The sequence below is a fragment of the Campylobacter sp. 10_1_50 genome, assembly GCF_000238755.1.
GTDB classification, from domain to species: Bacteria; Campylobacterota; Campylobacteria; order Campylobacterales; family Campylobacteraceae; genus Campylobacter_A; species Campylobacter_A concisus_R.
Genome location: NZ_JH414888.1, coordinates 424,567 through 447,701, shown reverse-complemented (window position 1 = coordinate 447,701; position 23,135 = coordinate 424,567). Strand labels below are relative to the sequence as shown.

Sequence of the window (23,135 nt, the reverse complement as noted above, 5' to 3'; positions counted from 1 at the left end):
TCTTCTCTTGGCATTTTGTAAAAGACAAACCTTGTAAAAACAGTAAATTTAAGGACAAAAAATGCAAAACGTGAAGCTCATCTCACATCCATTGATCGAGCATAAATTAACAATCTTACGTGATAAAAACACCCAGCCTTTTCAGTTTCGCATGCTAGTTGATGAGATCAGCTACCTTATGATCTTTGAAGCGACTAGAAATTTAAAGGTAAAAGATGTCAAAGTCCAAACACCAGTTGCGGTGGCAGACGCAAAGAGGCTTACTACAAAGGTGATGATATGCCCTATTTTAAGGGCTGCTCTTGGCATGCTTGATAGCGTCTTTACCATCATACCAGATGCGAGCGTTGGCTTTTTGGGCTTTCAGCGAAACGAAGAGACAGCGCAGGCTGAGTTTTTCTACGCAAAGCTTCCAAAAGACGCAAAAGAGCGCATGGCGATCGTCATAGATCCTATGTTTGCGACTGGTGGCACGGCGATAGATGCAGTTAAGTTCTTGCGTGAAAAGGGCGTTAAAGAGATCAAATTTATCTCTATCATTGCTGCACCTGAGGGGCTAAAGAGATTTAGCGAAATTTACCCAGACGTCGAGGTCTATACGGCATCGATCGATGAGAAACTAAACGAGAAAAACTACATCGTACCAGGTCTTGGTGATGCTGGCGATAGAGTTTTTAACACTCTTTAAGGGCTAAATTTGAACAAAAGACTTTTGCCAGCTCTAGTCGCATTTGTCATTGCTATCATCATCGGTACCTTCTTTTTTTCAAAAGATGGTGGCGAGGCAAATAAAAACGCTCAAATTTTACTTGAGCAGCTAAACAAAGAGGGGCAAAAGAGCCAGAGCCTCGCAGAAAACGGCTCATACACCTCAAAAGATGAGGTCGCACTTTATATCTATAAATTTAACAAGCTACCAAAGAATTTCATAACTAAAAAAAAGGCACTTGAACTTGGCTGGGACGCAAAAAGCGGAAATTTATGGCAGATAAGCGGCGGCAAAAGCATAGGCGGGGATAGGTTTTCAAACAGAGAAAAGAGGCTACCTGAGGCTGATGGCAGAAAGTGGTTTGAGTGCGATGTAAATTACAATGGTGGCAGGCGCGGCGCTGAGAGAATTTTATACTCAAACGACGGGCTTGTCTACTACACGCCCGATCACTACGAGCATTTTTACCTGCTTTATGAGAAGAGGATGCAATGAAAAGCGTGATCTTAGATGCCAAAAAGATGCTCAAAAAAGAGAAGATGCATGAGTATTTTGCTAAGAAATTTGACCTGCCAGAGTACTACGGCAAAAATTTAGACGCGCTCTTTGACTGCCTTTGCGAGATAAATGAGCCAACGCTTATAAAGCTAAAAAACGAAAATGCTTTGGATGATGGCACAAAAGAGAGCTTAATCCAGCTATTTCGTGATGTTTGCAGTGAAAACGAGATGGTTAAATTTGAGCTTGTAAAAGATGAAAAATGATATTTGGAAAGATTGATTATCTAAATTTACTCCCATTTCACGTATTTTTAAAATCAGCCCCACTAAGCTCTCAGATAAAAAAGGCGATCGAGTTTAAAAAGGGTGTGCCAAGTAAGCTAAATAGGGCGCTAAACGCTAGAAAGATCGACGCTGCGGTGATCTCAAGCATAGCTAGCAAAAAGGCAAATTTAAAGAAGCTAAATTTTGGAATAGTCGCCAAAAAAGATGTAAAAAGCGTGCTTGTGCGCAAAAACTCAACCCCAAAGCCAGATCCTGCCTCAGCCAGCTCAAACGCTCTAGCCAAGGTGCTTAAGCTAAATGGCGAGGTGATCATAGGCGACAGGGCGCTAAAGACATACTTAAGCGAGGGCAAAGAGTGCTTTTACGACCTTGGTCAAATTTGGCACGAAAAGACAAATTTGCCATTTGTTTTTGGTAGGTTTTCTTACGTAAAAAATGGCTCATTTTACAAAAGACTGGTCGCAAAATTTTTACAAAAAAATGTAAAAATTCCAAATTATATATTAGCCCAGTATGCCAAAAGCCGCGACATAAGCGAGCAAGATATCAAGTGGTATCTTAAATTTATAAGCTATAAGATCGGCCCAAAAGAGCAAAAATCACTCCGAAAATTTTTTAAAGAAAATAGATTATTAAAAGCAGCAAAAAAGAATTAAATTTTTATAGCTTCTTAGTAGCTGCCAAAAAGCTATAAAATTTAGTGATGCATGTGCATATTAGTTGAGTTATCATCACTCATCTGTTGCATATCCATCATCATCTTGTGGTGATCATGCATCGGCATATCTGCTGGCATGTTCATCGGCATATTCATCGCGCCATTTTCAGCCTTATAGCCTGTTATGGTAGGATCAACCATGCCAAATATCATCGCGATGTGTCCGACGATCAAGAAGAAGATGAGCAGGCAAAAATGAAGCTTTAGCTTTGCCTTTTGGCTTGCGTTTTTATAGATCAAATTTAGCTCCAAAAGCGCGATGCCAAGAAGTGGGATGACGCCGATAAGATATGAGTAGATAGCGATGACATCGGCATATCCGCGCCATTTTATGGTTGGATAAATTTTTGCTAAAAAGTAGATCACAAGAGCTGTAAAATAGACCCCAAGCACTATGCCAACAAATTTGCTAACGGCCTTAAAGCCAGCGTTTTTGCCGCTATCCATGTGATACATCGTGAAAAACTCCATCGCCACTAAAAGCTCCGCAAGCCCCATAGGTATCACCATGTAGAGGATTAGATTGTAAGGCTGATCGAGCGATAAAAGCTCCATATAGTGTGTCATTACCATTGTAAATCCTTTGTAAAAATTTAAAGAAATTTACTACCAAAGGGCTAAGATAGTTAAAAAATATTGAGAATAGTTATTGGATTTAAGCGGATGTTAAATTTACTCCTAGCTGGGCTAAGAGTAAATTTAAGCTAGTCTTTAAACTCGTGTGAGATGACTGGGGAGAATTCCTCCCAGTGAAGCTTGGTTTTAATAGTTGGCATCTTGCTTTGAAATGGCTCTTTTTTAAGCGCTGCCATAGCGACGCTATCGCCTTGTGGCTTGGCTGGTGCTTCTACGCTTAAAACAGCTCTTTCAAGCTCGATGAAGTCTTTTAAGATGAGCGCATAGGAGCGGAAGAAATTTGCATTTTTATGAGCTAAAAGTAGCGAGCCAAACTCATCTACAAATAAATTTAAAGTCTCGCTAAAAAGCTTGTCGCTGATATTTTTTGCATCGTTAAATTCGTCATTTAAAAACGTAGCCATCGCTAAAAATATAAAGCCAACGTAGTCTTCGCTGTCTTTGCAAAGCTCCTTGTCGCGCCTATATGGGCTAAGGTTTAGGCAGTGTATCACCCTAAGTCTAGCAGCGCCGTTATCTCTGCCCTCTTCATAAAATGAGGCGCTTAAAGGGATATTTGTAAAGCCAAAAAGAACCTCATTTTGCTCATTTACAAGCTCTTTAAAGCTAAATTTTTCTAAATTTGCAAATGCCTCTGCGCTTTGCTCGCTCAAAGGATTTTGCGCTAGGTAGCTTAGCTGCTCTCTCCACCTTGCAAATTTCTCATCGCTCGTGTGAAAAAATAGCGGATAAGCTAAAAATTCGTAAAAATATGCCCTTGCTTTTGTGATGTTTTTATCCATTTAATAAATCCTCTCTCATCGCGTTTAGTTGGGCTTGCACCATGATCTTTGCCTTGCAGTCAGCGCAGCAGTAAAGTGACTTGATCTTGGCTCTGTCGTTGCCAAAACGTGGCTGCATGATCGCTGCGATCTTCTCGACTGCCTTTTTAGTCGCAAACTCTTTTCCGCACTCCACGCAGGCAAATAGTTCATCGTGTGCAAGCTCGCTATAAACGAAGCTCTCAGGCTTAAGTGCAAGTTTGCCAACCTCAAGCGAGATGGTGTTTTTCTCTGCACAGCTTAGCTCGCAGTAGCCACAGGCGGTGCAGACGCTTGGGTTAAATAAAATCGAATTTGTCTTCTTATCAGCTACCAAAGCGCTTACGTTACAAGCTCCAACACAGCTAAGGCAGAGCGTGCAAGTTTCAGCGTTTATCTTAACCTCGCCGTATCTTATCATCTCGCCGCTTTTTACCACGCCAAGATCGTTCTCGCCCACGATAAACTCAAGCCTTTTGGCAAAAATTTCTCTCTTTGGTAGCGCGTATTCGTTGATAGAGTGCTGAGAGCCAGCTATTAGTTTTGCTTTTTTAAGTGCGATTTCAAGCTCAGCCTTGTCTTTTGCGTGATAAACCGCAGTCTCTTTAAATTTAAGCTCATAAATTTGATTTACTATACTAATGGCGTCCTTTTCGCCCTTGCCAAGGCTCTTGCTATATAAAATCACACTCGCGCCACTTTCTTGAAGAAGTGTTAAAAAGTGCGTTTGGCTTAGCAGATGCGGGGCTAGGATGACAAAAGGTAGGACATTTTGTGGTAGGCTCACATTAAGCTCTTCTAAATTTATCTCCTCAGATACGATGAGAGCGATCTTATCTTTGTAAAGCTTAGCGATAGTGGCAAATGAGCTTTGAGGCATGAGCGTTGAGTCTAGTGAGCCGCTAGGGCAGACGCTGATGCAGTTTCCGCAGTTTGTGCAGTCGATCGCTGAAAAGACAAGGTGCTTTGTCTCGTCCTCTTTTAAGATAGCAACCGTTGGGCAAACCTCGGCGCAACGTCCGCAAATTTCGGTCCTGCGCTCGTGATACTGGCAGATTGATGAGTCGTATTGAGTAAAGCTTTTGTATCTAAATTTTGGGCTTTTTGCATTTAAAATTTCAAGCACTTTTTCATCTTTTAGCCCTGAAATTTCATAGCAGCCGCTTTGCTTTAGCATATAGTCCCTTGCGTTTTCAACTAAGAAAAAGTCGCAATCAACCTCAAATTCATCATTTGCTCTAAGCACCAAAACGCTTAGCTCGCCAGCTGCGCCATATATAAATTTAACCTCAAAGTGCGTGAGCTCGATCACTTTGTAGCCATTTTCTTTTAGTAAATTTGCTAGCTCTTCGCGGCCTGAGTTGCTTACTATCACGACATTTTTGCCGACCTCTTTTTCGTAATCCACATCCTTTGCCATGTCAAAGGCGCTCGCTCTTGCCTCGTAGAGTAAAAGGGTATTTTTGGCTTTTTCTAAGACGCTTGCGGTGGTATTTTTAAGGTAGAAATTTATCTCAGGTGCGATGATGTTTGCTTTTAGCTTTGGAGAGTTTGAGACTAGATAGTCGCCATTTTCGTTGTTGATCTCTATCTGCTCATTTAGCATCAAAGCATCGTCAAAATCGTTATAAAAGCCAAATTCTTTCATTGTTTCTCCTGTTATCAAAAACGGGCTTATTCTAATATTAATGGGATTAATAGACTCTGAAATTTATATCCTCCTTTTTGCTCTAAGTTTTAATTTATAATATTTTTATGTTAAAATCACGGCTTGGTAAAACTAACTTACTAGGAGCGCAAATTGAACGATTTAAGAAATATCCCACAAGTTGATAAGATCATAAAAAACGAAGCATTTTCGGGGCTTGATACGAGTTTAGTCACTATGCTTGCAAGGCAAATTTTAGATGAAGTTAGAGCTAAAATTTTAAATGACAATGCAAGCTTTGAGAGCGAAGAGATAATAAATTTGATCCTAGATGAGTATTATAAATTTAATGAAGCAAGCCTTCAAAGAGTGCTAAATTTAACTGGTGTCACCATACATACAAACCTCGCTAGAAGCGTTATCGATAAAGAAATTTTAAAGCGGGCAACGCCTGTTATCACAGGATACTCAAACCTCGAATACAACCTAAAAACAGGCAGCCGCGGCAACAGATACGACTACGTTGGCTCGCTAATAGCAAGAGCCTTTGGCTTTGAAGACGCCATCGTTGTAAATAACAACGCAAGCGCTGTATTTTTAGTGCTAAACACCTTTGCAAAGGGCAGAGAAGTGGTCGTTAGCAGAGGCGAGCTAGTCGAGATCGGCGGTAGTTTTAGAGTGCCAGAAGTGATGGCAAATGCAGGATGCATCTTAAAAGAGGTCGGCACTACAAACAAAACTAGGCTAAGAGACTACGAAGAGGCGATAAGTAATGAGACAGCGATGCTTGTGAAAGTTCATCGCTCAAATTTTGACATCGTTGGCTTTAGCGAAGAGACTACGGCAAATGAACTAAACGAGCTAGCAAGCAGGCAAAATTTGATAGATTATTTTGATCTTGGCAGTGGATTTTACGGAAATTTGCCATTTAATCTTGACAAAAACGAGCCAGATCTAAAGAATTTAAAAGATGTTTCGCTAGTTAGCTTTAGCGGCGACAAGCTGCTTGGTGCGGTGCAGTGTGGCATCATTGTCGGCAAAAAAGAGCTCATCGCAAAACTTAGAAAAAACCAGCTCTTAAGGATGCTTCGCGTCGATAAAGTGATCATCTCGCTTTTGGCCGAGAGCATGAAAGCCTATCTAAACAAAGAATTTGAGCTAATCACAACGCAAAAACTACTTCATAAAAGTGTAAAAGAGCTTGAAAACTTGGCAAATTTTATAAATAAAAGTCTAAAAACTCCGCTTGAAATAGTGCGTACACAAACCTTTGTAGGAGGTGGGGCGATGCCAAATAAAAAGATCCCAAGTGTGGCTTTGGCATTTGGTGGCGACGCAAATTTAAACGAGCTAAAATTTAGGCAAAAAAAGGTGATCGGACGCATAGAAAACGATAAATTTATGCTAGATCTTAGATCGCTTCTTGATGATGACGTAGAGACGCTAATAAAAATAATAAATGAAACGGAAGAAAAATGAGTTTAATAATAGGAACAGCAGGGCATATCGACCACGGAAAAACCGCGCTTATAAAGGAGCTAAACGGCTTTGAGGGGGACAATCTTGAAGAGGAGAAAAAGCGTGGCATAACGATAGACCTAAGCTTTTCAAATTTAAGCAAAAATAGCGAAAATATCGCGTTTATCGACGTGCCAGGGCATGAAAATCTCATAAAAACGATGATAAGCGGCGCGTATGGCTTTGATGCGTGCTTGTTTGTGGTGGCGGCAAATGACGGGCTCATGCCTCAAAGCTTGGAACACCTTGAAATTTTAAATCTCCTTGGCGTGAAATCTATAATCGTAGCGCTTACAAAGTGTGATCTAGTTGATGAGGCCACCATAAATTTAAGAAAAAAAGAGATAAGAGATGAAATTTCTAAATTTAAAAACCTGCAAATTTTAGAAATTTTCGCCGTTAGCATAAAGGATAAGGCGAGCATCGATGAGCTTAGAAACTACCTTTTTACGCTAAGAGCCAAAAAGCGCGATGAGGAGGGCGTTTTTAGATACTACATCGATAGGGTTTTTAGCCTAAAAGGTATCGGAAATGTCGTAACTGGCACCGTTATAGAGGGAAGCGTTAGCAAAAACGATAAGCTTTTTAACTACGACGCTGGCAAAGAGGTGCTAGTAAGAAGCGTGCAAAGCCACGATAAATTCGTTGATAGCGCCGGAGTTAGCAGCCGCGTGGCGCTTAATCTAACTGGCATAGAGCTTAGCGAGCTGAAAAAAGGGCAGCTACTTAGCAAAAAGGGCTTTTTTAGGGGATTTAGAGAGGTTGATGCGGTCGTAACTGCTAAAAATCTCATCCACTCTCAAAGCGTGACATTTTGCGTGGGCGCTAAAAATGTGCCTGCAAAGGTGCTAATACTAAGCCAAAAAGATGATAGCTACTTTGTGAGCTTTAAATTTCAAAGCGATATGTTTTTAAAATTTGACGAGGCCTTTGTGCTCATCTCAGATGCGCGCGTGATAGGTGGCGGCAGGGTGCTAAACCCAGTGCTTGAGCCACTAAAAAAGGCTGGCAAAATTCTCTTTTTAGCCTCGCTTTTAAAGCATGATTTTGTTGAAGCTTTTTCTATCTTAAAAGAAGCTCACAAAAATGGCTTTGGCATCATCTCTTCTTATCAAAGATTTGGTCTAAATCACGAAGAGGCCGTAGCTGTAGCCAAAAAAGTCTCAAACGTCTTTGTCGATGAAAAGGCTTTAAATATCTACGATCTAAGCGCGGTTGAGCGGATAAAATCAGCCATTAAATTTATGATAGAAAAGAATGAATTTGCTGTCTTTTCAGCTCAAAGTATCAGCCTAAAACTTGCTTGGGCTAGCCAAAATTTAGCCCAAAAAGCGCTTGGCGAGCTTGAAAGTATAAACTTAATCTCTAAAAATGATGGCGTCTATACAAAAAAAGGCGTTGATATAAGCAAACTAAAAGTTAGGCTTGAAGAGAAAATTTATGAAATTTTAGAAAGTGGCAAGCTAGCCCCAACGGCGCCATATAATATATATGATGATCTAGAGATCGATAGAGTTAGTGGCGATAATGCCCTTAAAAAACTTACCGCAATGGGCAGGGTCATAAGGCTAGAGCATAACCTTTTTATCACTAGAAATTCACTAAAAATGGCACTTGATAAGCTAAAAGAGATCATAAAAAATCAAGGCTTTGTAAATGTTATAAACGCCAAGGATACGCTAAATTTAAGTAGAAAATATATAATCGCCTACCTTGAGCAGCTTGATCTTGAGAGTGACATAATGAAGCAAGGAAATGATAGGGTTTTTCGCAGTTAGTATTCATTTACAAAAAGCAAATATAATCCGCCAAATTTTTAAAAAGGATAAAAATGAAAAAAGTGATCTTAGCCTCAATCATCGCGGCAACTAGCCTAATGGCAGCAAGCGATAAGCAAATAGAGGACTTCTACTCTCAAATGGTTGATAGCAGCGTAAAAGTAAAGGTAGCTGACCGTCACAAAGTGGCAGGCGACATCGAAGCTGTCGTTGTGAAATTAAGCAAAGATGGCAACTCACAAGATGAGATAGTATTTACAAAAGGCGACTTCATCTTCCCAGACGTGATCGATCTAAAAGAGCAAAAATCATACCTAGCTGAAGTGAAAAAAGAGGTCATCGCAAAGGGAATTTCTAAAATTTATAAAGATGAGGACAAGGCAAACATCATCGTTCTTGGTAGCGACCCTAAAAAGCCAACTATCATAATGTTTTCAGACCCTGAGTGCCCATACTGCAGAGCTGAGCTAGCAAAGATCGAGACAACACTAAAAGATAGCAACGTTGAGATCGTCCTAACTCCAGTGCATGATATCTCATCACTTCAAAAAAGCTCACTAATCTACAAAGATGCAAAAGCTGCTAAGAGTGACAGCGATAAGGTTAAAATTTTAAGAAAATACTACGCTGAAGACTACAATGTAGATGATAAGAGCGTTAGTAAAGAAGATGTCGCAAAGATCGATAATCTACGCAAAAAATACTTTGCAGCTGGCGTTAGATCAGTGCCATTTATCGTAAATAAAAGCGATCTAAAATAACATTTTCTAGGGAGCTCTCCCTAGAATTTCTACTACAAATAAATTTTATAAATTTAAAGTATATTTAACTATATTTTTAATAAATACTTAACATTCTTAATTAAACTTTTATATTTACTTTGCTTAACTTAGAAATATGCTAAATTTACATAGTTTAATTTTAGGGTCACGAAAGCCCTAAACTAGGCTATTTTGCATATTCATAGAATTTAAAATATGCAAATTTAAAAGATCAATGAACCAAATTTCTCAAAAATTTTTGAGGCATAAGGAGGAAAAATGCAAGGATCAAGAAGAGATTTTCTCAAAAAATCTCTAAAAGTCGGTGCTGCCGGCGGAGTACTCGCAGTCTCAGCCGTAGCAAAAGTGACTAGTGATGACTTGGCTCCTGATGACAATGGCGTTGTCGTAGGCAAGTCAAACAAAAAAGAGGTGCTTTATAAAAAAAGCAAAAACTGGGAAACCTACTATAAAATCGCATACTAAGGGAGAAAACCATGAGTGATGCACGTATAGGAAGACGTTCATTTTTGAAGCTAGCCGCACTTGGTGCTGGCACCACAATGGCTTTTGGACAAAATGATACGATAAGACACGCTAGCGCAGAGGAGATAAAAGATCCTTTCCCTGGCTCAAAAAAGGTTAGAACTATTTGTTCTATATGCTCAGCAGGCTGTGGCATCGAGGCTGAGGTACAAGATGGTGTTTGGGTTCGTCAAGATATGGCGATGTTTCACCCGATATCTCAAGGCTCACACTGCTCAAAAGGTATCGATCAGATCGACCTTACACACAGCAAACAACGCATCAAATATCCTATGAAAAAGGTTGATGGCAAATGGCAGAGAATTTCATGGGATCAAGCTGTAAATGAGATCGGCGATAAGATGCTTCAGATCCGCAAAGAAGATGGTCCTGATAGCGTTATATTCTTAGGTTCTGCGAAATTTAACAACGAACAAGCATATTACTTTAGAAAATTTGCTGCGTTTTGGGGCACAAACAGCAACGACCACGTAGCAAGAATTTGACATAGCGCAACAGTCGCCGGTGTGGCGAATACTTGGGGTTATGGCGCGATGACAAACCACTTTGGAGATATGGCTGCAAATTCGAAATGTATATTTATAATAGGTGCAAATCCAGCTGTGGCAAACCCAGTTGGCGGCATGAAGCACACTTTGCAAGCAAAAGATAGAAACAACGCAAAGGTGATCGTAGCTGATCCAAATTTTACAAAATCAGCTGCACACGCTGACCTTTATCTAAGACAAAGATCAGGCACAGATATAGCACTTGTTTATGGCCTTATCCACATCATCTTAAAAAATGGCTGGGAAGATAAAGAATTTATAAAAAATAGAACTTATGGTATCGATGAGATAGCAAAAGAGGCTGAGCACTGGACACCAGAGGTCACATCTGACGTTACAGGCGTACCAGTTGATAAGCTAATGGAGGCTGCAAATATCCTAGCTCATACAAAACCAGGCACGGTGATCTGGGCACTTGGTATCACTCAGCACTCAGTTGGTAGCTCAAATACTAGAATTTTACCTATCCTTCAACTAATCCTAGGCAACATGGGCAAACCAGGTGGCGGCTGTAACATCATCCGTGGTCACGACAACGTTCAAGGTTCAACCGATATGTGTAACCTCTCAGATAGCTTGCCGATGTATTACGGACTAACTGACGCGGCTTGGAAGTACTACTGCCAAGGCTGGGGTGTTGATTATGACGAGTTTATCAAACGCTTTGCAGTCTCAACTAAAGAGCCAAAACAAGGCGGCACGCCAGTTAAAAACACTGTTTTTGAAGAGTATTATTACCACGATCCTAAAAATCCAGAGGATAGAAATTGGAGAAATGAAAAAGGCTGGTCACTTTCAAAATGGTGGCAAGGCGTCTTAAAAGAGGAAAATACATTTAGCAGTGGCGCATTAAGGGTTCTTTGGGTTCAAGGAACTGGCCTTACATCTATGGCACACCTAGCTAAAATCCAAGAAGCAGCCTCAAAACTAGATATGATCGTAGTTGCTGAGCCATTTGTAAATGAAATTTCTATCCTTTCAGATAGAAAAGATGGCGTTTATATCTTGCCAGTGGCAACTGCCTTTGAAAACGAAGGTCACCTAAACGCTACAAACCGCTCAGGTCAGTGGAGAACAAAAGTCGTTGATCCACTTTATGAGAGCAAGGGCGATCACGAAGTAATGTTTGCATTTGCTAAGAAATTTGGCTTTTATGATGAGTACGTAAAAGGCATGAAGATGGCTGTCGTAGATAGAGAGCTAAAACAAGTAAAAGATGACTTTGTATGGCCAGATGATGCGACAAACGAGATAGCAAGGGTTGGAAATTCTATCGGTTATGGCGGCAGAACTGCTGAGATGTTTAGACGTCATCAAGCAAACTGGGATAAATTTGACCCAGATACGCTAATAGGTCTTGGCGGCGAAGTAAAAGGCGAGTACTACGGCAAGCCATGGCCAGCATGGGATGAAAAACACCCTGGCACACCGATACTTTATGATATGAGCAAGCCTTATGCAGAGGGTGGCTCTGGCTTTAGAAACCGCTTTGGACTAGAGCATAACGGCGTTAGTCAGCTAGCTAGCGAAGAGGCAACTTTGGTTGGCTCAGCTATAAAAGGTGGCTACCCACAAATCACAAAAGATAATATAGAAAAAGTCCTAGGCATCACTCTAACTGAAGAAGAGAAGGCTAAGATAGGACCTAGCTGGAGCATGGACTACAGCGGTATCATCTTAGAAAAATGCCGTGAAAAAGGCGTCGTGCCGTATGGTAACGCAAGGGCTAGAGCTATCGTTTGGGAATTTCTTGATCCTATCCCAAAACATAGAGAGCCTATCCACTCACCACGCTGGGATCTTGTTCAAAAGTATCCGACATTTGATGATCAGGCTAGAAATTTCCGTGTTTCTACTAAATTTAAGTCAGAGCAACAAGCAAAAGACTGGTCAAAAGAGTTTCCTATCGTATTTAGTACGCAACGCGTCGTAAATTTAAGTGGTGCGGGAATGATCGAAAGAACAAGTAAATACCTCTCAGCTATCACACCTGAGATGTTTGCTAACGTTCACCCTGAGCTTGCTTTAAAATACGGCATAAAAGATCGCGATATGATGTGGATCCACAGCCCACAAGGCACGAAGATCAAAGTAAGATGCTACCACAGCTATATGGTCACTCCAGATAGAATTTGTATGCCTTACAACTTCGCTGGCGTTATGCAAGGTGTCGATCTCTCAGCTCGCTACCCAGAGGGCACTAAGCCTTATGTTATCGGCGAGAGCTTTAACACAGTTACTAACTACGGATTTGACCCTGTTACTCAAATTTCAGAATTTAACGCAGGTCTTTGCCGTATAGAAAAAGCTGAAGAGAACACCTTTAAAACATCGTTTTATCACGAGTATGGCGAGAGAGACGCCTTAGGTAAAGAGTAAGGAGAGAAAAATGGCAAGAATGAAATTTTTTGTAGATACTAATAGATGTATCAGCTGCTATGGATGTCAAGTCGCTTGCTCTTCTGCTCACGAGCTTCCAGTAGGAATTTATAGAAGAAAAGTTATCACACTTCACGATGGTATCGAGGGTAAAGAGGTATCAACTACTATCGCATGCCAGCACTGCACCGACGCGCCTTGCGAGCAAGTTTGTCCAGTTGATTGCTTCTACATTAGAGCTGATGGCATCGTGCTTCACGATAAACACAAGTGCATAGGCTGTGGATACTGCTTATATGCTTGTCCATTTGGTGCGCCACAGTTTCCTAAAGATGGGGCATTTGGCGTAAAAGGCGTAATGGATAAATGTACTATGTGCGCAGGCGGTCCAGAGCCAACTAACTCACATGAGGAGAGAGAGCTTTACGGTCAAAACAGAATGGCTGAGGGCAAAGTGCCTATGTGTGCGGCTATCTGTTCTACAAACGCGCTTTTAGTTGGCGACGCTGCTGAGGTTTCAAATGTATATCGTAAACGCGTTATGCTAAGAAATACTGGACTAAACGTATAACACTAAGGAGGGCGCTTGCTCTCCTTTTAAATTTATAAAATTTAAATTATCTTTATGATTTTTATAATCTAAAATTTCATCAATAATTTTTCTTATCTATTGAAATTAGCAAAAATATATAACTTTTTTATCTCGATATGAAATTTTACTCTGATCCTCTAAAGCCCTAAATTTACGTAAAGTTGATTATTAGATTGTAAAAAATATTATTTATGCTTTCAATTTACATTCTTTTATGATAATCGTTTTTATTTTAATCAAAGTAAAGTCTTGGTAATATCTCGCTTTAAAATAATCTCACAGGTGGTTTAATTAATGAATAAATTTTTTAAATTTATGCTTATCATGCTACTGCCTATCTGGCTTGTGGCAAAAAATGACGACTACACACAAGTCGCAGCTCAGATAAAAGAGTCATTACAAAAAGTAATAACAGAGTACAGAGCTGGCAACGTCGAGCAAGCAGTTAGCGATACTCAAAATGCTTATTTTGGTCTGTTTGAAGATGTCGAAGCTGGCATCAGAATAAATTTAGGTCAGAAAAAAGCTTACTCTATGGAGAAGCAGTTTGGCGAGATCAGAAAGGCGATAAAAGCTGGCGAAGCACCAGATGATGTGCAAAAAAGAATAGATCAGATAAATAGCGAAATCGCTGAAGTTTTGCCAGTTATTTTAAATGGACATAAGCTTGTTGGTGAGTACTCAGACACTCCAGCACAAGCTGCTGCAAGTGGCTATGACACTTCTAAATTTATCCCTGAGTGGAAGGTGGCATTTGAAAATTTATCAGCAACTCTTGATAAAGCTATAGCAAGCTACGAGGGCGACAAACAAGATGATGCTAAAAATTCTATCCAAGATGCTAAATTTAATGATTATAGAAACACTCAACTTGAAATCGCCGTTCGCCAATATATAGAAAATGGCAAAAGCATAGATGCTGACATCCAAAGAAAGATGGGTGAAGCGATCAGTGGCATCGCAAATGGCATAACAAAAGATGATTTTAAAACAAAACTAGAAGAGATCAAAAAACTAGCTTATGATGCCGTTGCAAAACTCCCAGCTGAAACAGTAAAACTAGCAAAAGTTGATATGAGTAGCGCAGCATCTAGCGATAGCAGCGAAGATAGCGGCACAGACTACACTCAAACTGTTAAAAACATAAATGACAAAATTCAAGCAGCCATCGCGCTTTACAAAGGTGGCAATAGCGCTAAAGCTATGGGCGATATCCAAGATATCTACTTTGATGAGTTTGAAGGTAGCGGCATGGAGAACAAAGTAGGTGCGATAGATGTCAATTTAAAAACAGCTATCGAAGCTACATTTGGTAACCTTGTAGCCCTTATGAAATCAGGCGCAGACGAAAAAACACTTGAAGAGAGTGCAAGCAAGATGTCATCTCAGCTAGCAGCTGCACTTGAGAAAACTAGCGGTTCAAGCTCACCTTGGACGCTATTTATCTGGGCGCTAACTATCATCTTAAGAGAGGGCTTTGAAGCTCTTATCATCGTTGCAGCTGTTGTTGCATATCTTGTAAAAACTGGCAATGCAAAATCTATGGGCAAGGTCGTATATAGCTCAGTTGGCGTGGCTGTCATCTTAAGCTTTGTTATGGCTTGGATAATGAACATCATCTTTGGCGAGGCAGCAGGTCAAAAAAGAGAGCTTATGGAAGGCATCACGATGCTTGTTGCAGTGGGACTTCTATTTTACGTTGGCTTCTGGCTTCTTTCAAATGCTGGCGCTAAAAAATGGAACGACTACATCAAATCACATGTATCTGAGTCTATCTCAAGTGGCTCAAGCACAGCGCTTTGGTGGACTGTATTTTTAGCGGTATTTAGAGAGGGCGCTGAGACAGTGCTATTTTATCAAGCACTTATCTTTGACGCAAAAGACTCAGCTGGCTACTCAATGATCGCAGCTGGCTTTGTCGTAGGCCTTATCGTTCTTTTGATAGTCTATTTCTTATTTAAAATTTTCGCTGTTAAAATTCCTATTAAACAATTTTTTATATTTACATCAGCGATCATCTTTTATATGTCGATCGTCTTTGTTGGCAAGGGTGTTGGCGAGCTAGTTGAGGGCAAAATTTTCATCCCAACTATCATAAAAGGACTAAATTTTCCTGACTGGATGAGAGACTGGCTAGGACTTATGCCATATTACGAGAGCTTAGTACCTCAGATCATTATGGTGCTTGCCCTAATTATAGGCATTGTTATCATGAAATCAAAACAAAATAAAAATTAATTTTATTTAAAGGAGAGAATATGAATAAAATTCTTAGTTCAGCTCTAGCATTAAGCTTAGCAGCTGGTTTTGCACTTGCTGGAGAGCACCCAATCGGCGAGCCTGTAGAGGCTAATGGCATGGAGATAGCTGCTGTTTATCTTGAGCCAATCGACATGGAGCCAAAAGGCGTTGATCTAGCTCCAAGCTTAGCTGATCTTCACCTAGAAGCTGACATCCACGCTGTAAAAGGCAACAAAAACGGCTTTGGCGAAGGTGAGTGGATCCCATATCTAAAGATCAACTATGAGCTAAAAAACCTTGATAATGGTAAAACTAAAAAAGGTACATTTATGCCTATGGTTGCAAGCGATGGCCCACACTACGGCGCTAACGTAAAAATGGATACAGGTGTTGGTAACTATGAGCTTAAATTTCACATCGACAATCCAGAAAAACAAGGCTTTGGTCGCCACGCTGACAAAGAGACTGGTGTTGGTAAATGGTTTGAGCCTTTCACAACAACTTATAAATTTCAATGGACAGGTGGTCCTGTTAAATAATCACTTTGGGGCGTTCTCGCCCCTTTTTAAAAATTCTCATAGGGTTTAGTTATGTCAATTTACTTCTATCAGGTCTTTTTAGCCCTCCTTGGATTTACGCTTTTTGCTGCCTTAAATAACAATGGCAAAAGTTTAAAAACGATCTTTTTACCATCATTTCTTGGTGTTGTTGCTGGTGTGCTTATCTTTAAAGCTGCTCGTCATGCGCTTGTTGATGACCAGTTTAAAATTTTTATAGATTCAGTGACACTGGTTTTTCTACTAATTAGCATTTTATGGATATTTTTCGAGCTTAAGATAGCAAAAATCGTAACATTTTTTATTTTAGGCATCGGCTTTGGCTTTGGTTATAGCTCAAGTAGTGCATTGTTCCCACTTTTTGGCGGCGAGTTGCTTGATACGCTTTCAGTCATTAGCTTCTTTTTGATGATCTTTGCGATGATCTTGATGCTATTTTTATTTTTCTTCATTTCAAATTTAAAAGCAAGCATCCCATCATCAGTAGCTAAAATTTTAGCTCTTATCACATTAGTATTTTTGCTAGTTGATAGAAGCTCACAAACTGCACTTGAGCTTTTACGTGCAGGTGCTTTAAAGATAAGTAGCGAGCTAAATTCTCAAATTTTATCTATCAGCGCAAAAGGCATCTACGTCACAGAATTTAGTGCCTATTTTTACATAGCAGTGATCCTTCTTTTATGCATCATCGCGCTTTGCTTTGTGCCAAAGAGTATCGATAAGAGCACGTTTGGCTCTATCAAATACCGCTTTACAAAAGCCATTAGAGAAAATGTCTTTGACAATGCAAAATTTGCATTTTGCAGCGTTTTAATAGCGCTTGGATTCTCTCTTTATTTTGATCTTTACGCATCTCGCCCACCTCAAATTTCAGAGCCAATATTGGTTGAGCCAGTGGGAGATAAATTTATATTTGATGTTGATATGTTAAAAGATAATGAACTTCACAGATTTGCCTACATCACAGATGAGGGCAAACAGATAAGATTTTTCTTGCTAAACCGCTTTAGCGACCGCCCATCTCCAGTCATCGTCTTTGACTCATGTATGATATGCGGCGATATGGGCTACATAAAAAGAGGAAATGACCTTATTTGTATCTCTTGTAATGTTAGAATTTTCTTGCCGTCAGTTGGCAAAGAGGGCGGTTGTAACCCGATCCCTATGGCATTTACCTTTGATGGTAAAAATATCATAGTTGATTATAAAACGATCGTCGCAGGGGCAAACTACTTTAGCAAGGTCGTCGAAAAGATGGTGCTTGACCCAGTAAGCCACAAAAAGGTGAGCAATCTTGATTCAAGATCATATTTATACTACGGACGCACATATTTCTTTGAGAGCAACGAAACTCAGGCGAAATTTGAAGCAAATCCAGAAAAATATGTAGAAACAAATGGAACGTTAAAATGAAAAATATGCAACTAAGAATGATAAAAAGCTCGATCACTGGCTCAAAGGTGCAAAAGACGATGGCGTTTATCACCATCTTGCTAGCTGCTCTTTTGATAGCTTGCATGCTAAATATCACGCTAAAAATCGGCGATCAAGTGGCAAGCGAGCTTAGAGGTTATGGCTCAAATATCGTCGTTTTGCCACGCGGTGAGAGCCTAAGCATCGAGATCGAGGGTAAAAATTTCACCCCACTAAAATCACAAAATTTACTCCCAGAAGCTGATATCTACAAGATAAAAGAGATCTTTTGGAGAAATAACATCGTTGCTTTTGCTCCGTTTTTAGAGACAAAGGTAAAAGACGCTAAGGGCGATGAATTTAGCTTTGAGGGGACATATTTTGATAAAAATATCGGACTAAAAGATGAGCCAGAATTTAGCACAGGCGTTAAGAGCTTGTATGGATTTTGGGGTGTTGAGGGTGCTTGGCCAAAAGATGAGAGCATGGATGAAATTTTAGTAGGCGATGAGCTTGCAAAGGCTAAAAATTTAAAAGTCGGCGACAAGCTTAGCCTTGTGGGCAAAAACGGCACAAAAGAGGTTAGCGTGGTTGGCATCTTAAAAGGGGCAAGCGATGAGGCACATAAGCTAATAGGCTCGCTCAAACTTGCTGGCGATCTCTCAGGACACGCTGGCTCATACACAAAAGCTGAGGTCTCAGCCATGACGATCCCAGAAAATGACCTATCGCTAAAAGCAAGAAGAAATTTAGACAACCTTGATAGCGCAGAGTACGACAAATGGTACTGCTCGGCTTATGCAGGCTCGATCGCATTTCAGATAGAAGAAAATTTACCAAACGTTAGCGCAAAAGCAAGTCTTCAAGTAAGTGATGCTGAGAGTAATATCGTAAAGAAAATTCAAAGCCTAATGGGTATCGTTAGTATCATCGCTCTTGTGGTCTCAGCCATCGGCATAACGTCGCTAATGACAAGTGAAATTTACCGCCGTAAAAAAGAGATCGGCCTTTTAAAAGCCATAGGTGCAAGTAACTTTGAAATTTACGCCCTTTTTGCTAGCGAGAGCCTTGTGGTTGCCTTTTTTGCAGGCATCACGGGAGCATTTTTAGGATACGCGCTAAGCTACGTGATGTCTTACATCATCTTCTCTCACGGCATAGGCATAGCATGGATCGTGCTACCAATAAGCGTGGCATTTGCCTTGCTCATCTCAGTCGTTGGCTCGCTAATGCCAATGAGAAACGTCATAAATTTACTACCTGCGGAGGTGCTATATGACCGCAAATAGCAAATTCTTTTACAATCTAATCTACAAAAGCCTAAAAAATGGCTCATCAAGGGTTATGGTTATCGTCATCTCGATCTTGCTTGGAGCGTGCGTGTGTGCGGCATTTGTCAATGTCTATCTGGACATCGACTCAAAGGTCTCACGCGAGCTAAAAACTTATGGTGCAAATATGATCTTTGCTCCAAAAGATATGGCGACAAGTGATGATATGAGCGAAAAAACCTATAATGAAATGATCGCTAAGGTGCCAAAAGACAAGCTTCTTGGCGAGAGCGGATATCTCTTTGCTCAGGCAAATATCGGTCCGACAAATGCCATCGTCATGGGGACAAAATTTAGCAATCTAAAAAAGGTTAAGCCATTTTTAGATGTTAGAGATGGAACTATGATAAATGTCGATTTTGACGATAAAAACGTTCTAATAGGCGTCGATCTTGCTCGTCAAGCTGGCTTTAAAGCAGGCGATGATATAGAAATTCGCGCCATTGGCTCAAACGAGAGCATAAATGTAAAGATAAAAGGCGTAGTGGCAAGCGGCGATAAAGAGGACGCTCTTTTGATCACGTCACTATCTTTGGCTCAAAAAATTTCAAACAAAGTTGGCAAGATAAACTACGCTGAAGCTGTTGTGCTTGGAAATTTTGACGAGATAACATCGCTTGCAAAAACTATAAGCAATGATGAAATAGTCGCAAAACCAGTGGCAAAGGTCTCAAAGTCTGAGGGCTACATCTTAGAAAAGATCAAACTTCTAATGGCTCTTGTTAGCCTTGTCATCTTGCTCATTACTTCAATGTGTGTAAATACAACGCTTAGTGCTATCTTACTCTCACGATCACGTGAGATCGCACTTCTTAGAGCTATAGGTGCAAGCAAAAAAGATGTACTAAGACTATTTGGCTTTGAGACATTTGTGACAGCGCTTATTTCAGCGTTAGTTGGAGCGTTTTTAGGTTATCTACTAGCTCAAATTTTAGGTTATGCGATATTTGATTCTAGTATTGATTTTAGAATTCTAAGCATCCCAGTAGCTGTGGTCATATCACTTCTTTTTGCAGCGATCGCAGCGTTTTACCCGATTAAGCGGGCACTTAATAACAAAATGGCAGATACACTAAGAGGAGAATGATATGCAAAATGCACTAGAACTTAAAAATATTTGTAAAATTTTTGGCGATGTAAAAGCACTTGATGATATAAGTTTTGAGGTTAAAAAGGGCGAGTGGGTCAGCGTCATGGGACCAAGCGGTAGCGGTAAGAGCACACTTGTAAATATCCTTTCTCTAATGGATACACCAAGTAGTGGCGTTTATATGCTTGGCGGCGATGATGCGAGCAATCTAAATGCCGATGACACGCTTAAATTTAGACGTGAAAAGATCGGACTTGTCTTTCAGCAGTTTCACCTCGTGCCATATCTTAGCGCGCTAGAAAACGTGATGATAGCGCAGTATTATCACAGCTCAGTCGATGAAGAGGATGCTAAAAAAGCCCTTGAGGCAGTTGGTCTCTCTCACAGGCTAACGCACAGACCAAGTCAGCTAAGTGGTGGCGAGCAACAACGCCTTTGTATCGCGCGCTCGCTCATAAACGACCCTGAAATTTTAATAGCAGATGAGCCAACTGGTAACCTTGACGAGGCAAATGAGAGGATTATACTTGATCTATTTTGCAAGCTAAGAAAAGAGGGCAAGACGATACTTCTAGTCACTCACAACCCAGATCTAGGCGAGTATGGCGATAAGATCGTCTATCTAAGACACGGCAAACTAGAGAATATCCGCACTATCGAAAATCCAAAGGTGCCAAATGCGATATAAAATTTTACTTTTATGTCTAGTCTCAGCCCTAGTTTTGGGCTGCGTCAAGCAGTATGAGAAGCACCACATCACTCTAAATGACTCAAGTGGCATCGATACGCAGTTTTTCCCAACCGAAAAGCGCCTAAAGATCGGCGATAAGCCATATATGCTCTTTTTCTTTGGCACGGACTGTGGGGTGTGCAAGGCTGCGATCCCTGATCTAAACGCGCTTGAAAAAGAGTATGGCAAAGAGGTTCAGTTCATTGGCATTTTAGGGCCTAGCAAGGGCTTTGATAAGGATATCGAAATCTTAAAAGAGCACAACATCACCTTTAAAACTACAAGCGACAAGGTCTCGGTGGATTACTTCAGCAAGGCAGTTGGTGGCGTTATGGGCGTGCCAGTTATCTATTTTTTTGATAAAGATGGTAAGATGCGATCAAAATTTATCGGTCTTACACCAAAAAGCGTGCTTGAAGGTGCTATAAGATCGCTCTTATAGGAGTGAAGATGAGAAATTTCTTTTTATTTGTTCTAGCGGTGTTTTTTGTCGGATGTGCTAGCAGCACGCCAAATATCTCGGTAAAAACAAGCGATCCGATATTTTTTACGCTTGGTGAAGCAAACAAAAGCGTCTATGTAAATTTTAAAAATAGCGCGACCGGACAAGATGTAAATGCTGAAATTTTAAGCGAATTTGCAAAGGCTGGCTTTAGAAATGAGCCAAATATCAAAAATGCCGACTTCATCATCCTTGGCGACGTGCAAAGCTTTTCTAGGACAACTAAAAGAGATCCTAGATTTTCAATGGGCATGGGATATGGCTTTGGCAGACCAAGTTTTGGCTTTGGCTACTCGATGTTTTTCCCATTTGATTATGATGATTATGATGACGACTTTAGCACAAACAGCTATGCTTACTACATGCAAGTAAGCGTGCTAGTGCGCCCAAAAGATGGCGGTGAGAAAGCGACAAATATCTCGCTCATGCAAGCTGGTAATGTCTATTCGCCAAGCTACATCTGGCCATTTTTCAAAGAGCGCCTAGCAAAACAGATCGTTAGCTTTTTTTATAACGTCTCACAAAGGTAGAGAAATTTAGCGAAATTTAAAAGGAGTTAAGATGCTAGTTGATGGAAGCTACGAAATTTTATCTTGTGATGATGTGGAGCTTGGCATCAAAAGAAGCTCTGCTTTATCTTTTTATGCCTGTTATGACGATGTTAAAGAGGTAAAAGCTCTTTTAGTCATCATCCCTGGACTTGGAGCAGACTCTGACTCTGGATATAGGACTCATCTCATGCAGACCATGGCAGAGAACTATGATGTGGCGTGTATTAGTGTGGATTATCACTGCATAGGCAACCGCCCACAGCTTGGGGCGAAATTTGGACTTGATGATATAGATCGCGCGATACTAATAAGAGAATTGGCAAAGATTGGTATAACTTTACCTATTGATTTAAAAATAGTTGATAACTATGATAAAACCTGCGTTTTACTTAAAAGTCTTAACGAGGAGATCACTATTAGAAAAGAGAGCGGGGTCTTGCCAGATGATTTTATTTTAGATATTAGCATGACTATGTTGCCGACAAAAAACGAATACCAAAATTTTGGCGTTATGCAAGCAATGGACGTGCTAAATGCCTTGCTTGATACAAAAAAATATATAAATAGTGCCAAATTTGAGCATCTACCAGTGATAATGGTAGGCAGCTCACATGGTGGATACTTGGCACATATGTGCGCTAAGATCGCTCCATGGCTAGTTGATGCGGTGATAGATAATAGCTCTTACGCTATATTTTTATGGCGACTTATTGGTTTTGGTAAAGAGATTGATTTTACTAGTTATCCTTGTTTTAGCACTGACACTTTGTATCAAAATTTATGTCTTTATTTTTTTGATAAGACCTACTGGACACCTAATAAGAAATCACCATATTATTTTAGTGATGCAAGAGAAGAGATAAGAAACATCCTAAATTTAGATCATTTAAATGTTCAAAGTAGCTATAAAAAACCAGTTTACGTTAGCCATCACTGCATTTATGACAAAGATATAGCCCCAGCAAAGGATAAAACCGAGCTTTACGAGGCTCTTAAGAAGCTAAATTTTGACGCGACGCTTCATATGATAAAAGATGAGAGCGAGGTTGATGGTAAATTTATAAAGTCTCTAACTCACGGCATGGGGATGTCTTATAAACTGCTTTTGCAAAGAGAGCTTCCTGGCGTTATGAAGACAATTTTGTCTAAAAAAGATAAAAAAGATGAGATCAATGAAAAATGTATAGAGTATAAGTGTGGTGATTTGCTTTATAAATTTAGTGAAGTCTCAGATCAGATAAGGCTTGAAGTTACTAATATTTAAATTTAGAGCCGTTTTTATCTAAAGCTAGGCTTTTAAAG

22 protein-coding genes and 1 pseudogene are annotated in these 23,135 nt (G+C 40.2%); 20 read left to right on the top strand and 3 right to left on the bottom strand.

All coding sequences use genetic code 11. The features are described from left to right. Positions 1-61: 61 nt before the first annotated feature. Genes upp through HMPREF1019_RS06495 form a run of 4 tightly spaced genes read left to right on the top strand, consistent with a single transcriptional unit; the run spans position 62 to position 2,150 of the window. Positions 62-688 (top strand): uracil phosphoribosyltransferase, encoded by a 627-nt coding sequence (gene upp / locus HMPREF1019_RS06510; RefSeq protein ID WP_009294915.1) that lies wholly within the window; start codon positions 62-64, stop codon positions 686-688. Positions 689-697: 9 nt separating this feature from the next. Further along, positions 698-1,204, top strand: coding sequence for a ribonuclease domain-containing protein (locus HMPREF1019_RS06505; protein WP_009294914.1), 507 nt, complete (start codon positions 698-700; stop codon positions 1,202-1,204). Continuing rightward, on the top strand, positions 1,201-1,473 hold the full coding sequence (locus HMPREF1019_RS06500; protein ID WP_009294913.1) for a barstar family protein: 273 nt from the start codon (positions 1,201-1,203) through the stop codon (positions 1,471-1,473). Before HMPREF1019_RS06505 ends, HMPREF1019_RS06500 begins: the two co-directional genes overlap by 4 nt. Further along, on the top strand, positions 1,470-2,150 hold the full coding sequence (locus tag HMPREF1019_RS06495) for an MqnA/MqnD/SBP family protein (RefSeq protein WP_009294912.1): 681 nt from the start codon (positions 1,470-1,472) through the stop codon (positions 2,148-2,150). Before HMPREF1019_RS06500 ends, HMPREF1019_RS06495 begins: the two co-directional genes overlap by 4 nt. Positions 2,151-2,191: 41 nt before the next feature. On the opposite strand, the gene HMPREF1019_RS06490 is transcribed toward HMPREF1019_RS06495, so the two are convergent. The 3 genes from HMPREF1019_RS06490 to HMPREF1019_RS06480 form a co-directional block, all read right to left on the bottom strand. Then, entirely contained in the window at positions 2,192-2,785 is a 594-nt protein-coding gene (locus HMPREF1019_RS06490; RefSeq protein WP_009294911.1) for a DUF6803 family protein, read from the bottom strand. Between the two features lie 131 nt (positions 2,786-2,916). Continuing rightward, entirely contained in the window at positions 2,917-3,630 is a 714-nt protein-coding gene (locus HMPREF1019_RS06485) for a TorD/DmsD family molecular chaperone (protein ID WP_009294910.1), read from the bottom strand. After that, positions 3,623-5,296, bottom strand: coding sequence for a 4Fe-4S dicluster domain-containing protein (locus HMPREF1019_RS06480; protein WP_009294909.1), 1,674 nt, complete (start codon positions 5,294-5,296; stop codon positions 3,623-3,625). The genes HMPREF1019_RS06485 and HMPREF1019_RS06480 overlap by 8 nt, the downstream gene beginning before the upstream one ends. 153 nt (positions 5,297-5,449) lie before the next feature. Between HMPREF1019_RS06480 and selA the strand changes: the two genes are divergently transcribed. The 16 genes and pseudogenes from selA (at position 5,450) to HMPREF1019_RS06400 (ending at position 23,097) form a co-directional block, all read left to right on the top strand. Continuing rightward, the gene (gene selA / locus HMPREF1019_RS06475) at positions 5,450-6,775 is read left to right on the top strand and encodes an L-seryl-tRNA(Sec) selenium transferase (RefSeq protein WP_009294908.1); all 1,326 of its coding nucleotides are present in this window, start codon (positions 5,450-5,452) and stop codon (positions 6,773-6,775) included. Continuing rightward, positions 6,772-8,592, top strand: coding sequence for a selenocysteine-specific translation elongation factor (gene selB / locus HMPREF1019_RS06470; protein ID WP_009294907.1), 1,821 nt, complete (start codon positions 6,772-6,774; stop codon positions 8,590-8,592). The genes selA and selB overlap by 4 nt, the downstream gene beginning before the upstream one ends. Positions 8,593-8,645: 53 nt before the next feature. After that, positions 8,646-9,353, top strand: coding sequence for a thioredoxin domain-containing protein (locus HMPREF1019_RS06465; protein ID WP_004317675.1), 708 nt, complete (start codon positions 8,646-8,648; stop codon positions 9,351-9,353). A 279-nt stretch (positions 9,354-9,632) separates the two neighbouring features. After that, complete coding sequence (locus HMPREF1019_RS06460) at positions 9,633-9,839, top strand: twin-arginine translocation signal domain-containing protein (protein ID WP_009294906.1); 207 nt, start codon at positions 9,633-9,635, stop codon at positions 9,837-9,839. Positions 9,840-9,850: 11 nt separating this feature from the next. Continuing rightward, a pseudogene (locus tag HMPREF1019_RS10360) lies at positions 9,851-10,111 on the top strand (hypothetical protein); the annotation flags it as partial. 60 nt (positions 10,112-10,171) lie between these two features. Continuing rightward, positions 10,172-12,826: a formate dehydrogenase subunit alpha gene (locus tag HMPREF1019_RS06450; protein ID WP_232210186.1), complete on the top strand. Its 2,655-nt coding sequence runs from the start codon at positions 10,172-10,174 to the stop codon at positions 12,824-12,826. A 10-nt stretch (positions 12,827-12,836) separates the two neighbouring features. After that, on the top strand, positions 12,837-13,397 hold the full coding sequence (gene fdh3B / locus HMPREF1019_RS06445; RefSeq protein WP_009294903.1) for a formate dehydrogenase FDH3 subunit beta: 561 nt from the start codon (positions 12,837-12,839) through the stop codon (positions 13,395-13,397). 315 nt (positions 13,398-13,712) lie between these two features. Further along, positions 13,713-15,656, top strand: a complete 1,944-nt coding sequence (locus tag HMPREF1019_RS06440) for an FTR1 family iron permease (RefSeq protein WP_009294902.1) — start codon at positions 13,713-13,715, stop codon at positions 15,654-15,656. Between the two features lie 20 nt (positions 15,657-15,676). Next, complete coding sequence (locus HMPREF1019_RS06435) at positions 15,677-16,198, top strand: iron transporter (protein ID WP_009294901.1); 522 nt, start codon at positions 15,677-15,679, stop codon at positions 16,196-16,198. A gap of 51 nt (positions 16,199-16,249) precedes the next feature. After that, positions 16,250-17,629, top strand: a complete 1,380-nt coding sequence (locus tag HMPREF1019_RS06430) for a Fe-S-containing protein (RefSeq protein WP_009294900.1) — start codon at positions 16,250-16,252, stop codon at positions 17,627-17,629. After that, positions 17,626-18,918: an ABC transporter permease gene (locus tag HMPREF1019_RS06425; RefSeq protein WP_009294899.1), complete on the top strand. Its 1,293-nt coding sequence runs from the start codon at positions 17,626-17,628 to the stop codon at positions 18,916-18,918. Before HMPREF1019_RS06430 ends, HMPREF1019_RS06425 begins: the two co-directional genes overlap by 4 nt. Continuing rightward, entirely contained in the window at positions 18,905-20,047 is a 1,143-nt protein-coding gene (locus tag HMPREF1019_RS06420) for an ABC transporter permease (RefSeq protein WP_009294898.1), read from the top strand. Before HMPREF1019_RS06425 ends, HMPREF1019_RS06420 begins: the two co-directional genes overlap by 14 nt. Before the next feature lies 1 nt (position 20,048). Continuing rightward, positions 20,049-20,738, top strand: a complete 690-nt coding sequence (locus tag HMPREF1019_RS06415) for an ABC transporter ATP-binding protein (protein WP_009294897.1) — start codon at positions 20,049-20,051, stop codon at positions 20,736-20,738. Further along, entirely contained in the window at positions 20,728-21,222 is a 495-nt protein-coding gene (locus tag HMPREF1019_RS06410; protein WP_009294896.1) for a TlpA family protein disulfide reductase, read from the top strand. Before HMPREF1019_RS06415 ends, HMPREF1019_RS06410 begins: the two co-directional genes overlap by 11 nt. A gap of 8 nt (positions 21,223-21,230) precedes the next feature. Beyond that, a complete protein-coding gene (locus HMPREF1019_RS06405; protein ID WP_009294895.1) occupies positions 21,231-21,812 on the top strand; it encodes a hypothetical protein in 582 nt (193 codons plus the stop codon). Positions 21,813-21,843: 31 nt separating this feature from the next. Beyond that, complete coding sequence (locus HMPREF1019_RS06400) at positions 21,844-23,097, top strand: DUF2920 family protein (RefSeq protein WP_009294894.1); 1,254 nt, start codon at positions 21,844-21,846, stop codon at positions 23,095-23,097. The last annotated feature ends 38 nt before the right edge of the window (positions 23,098-23,135 follow it).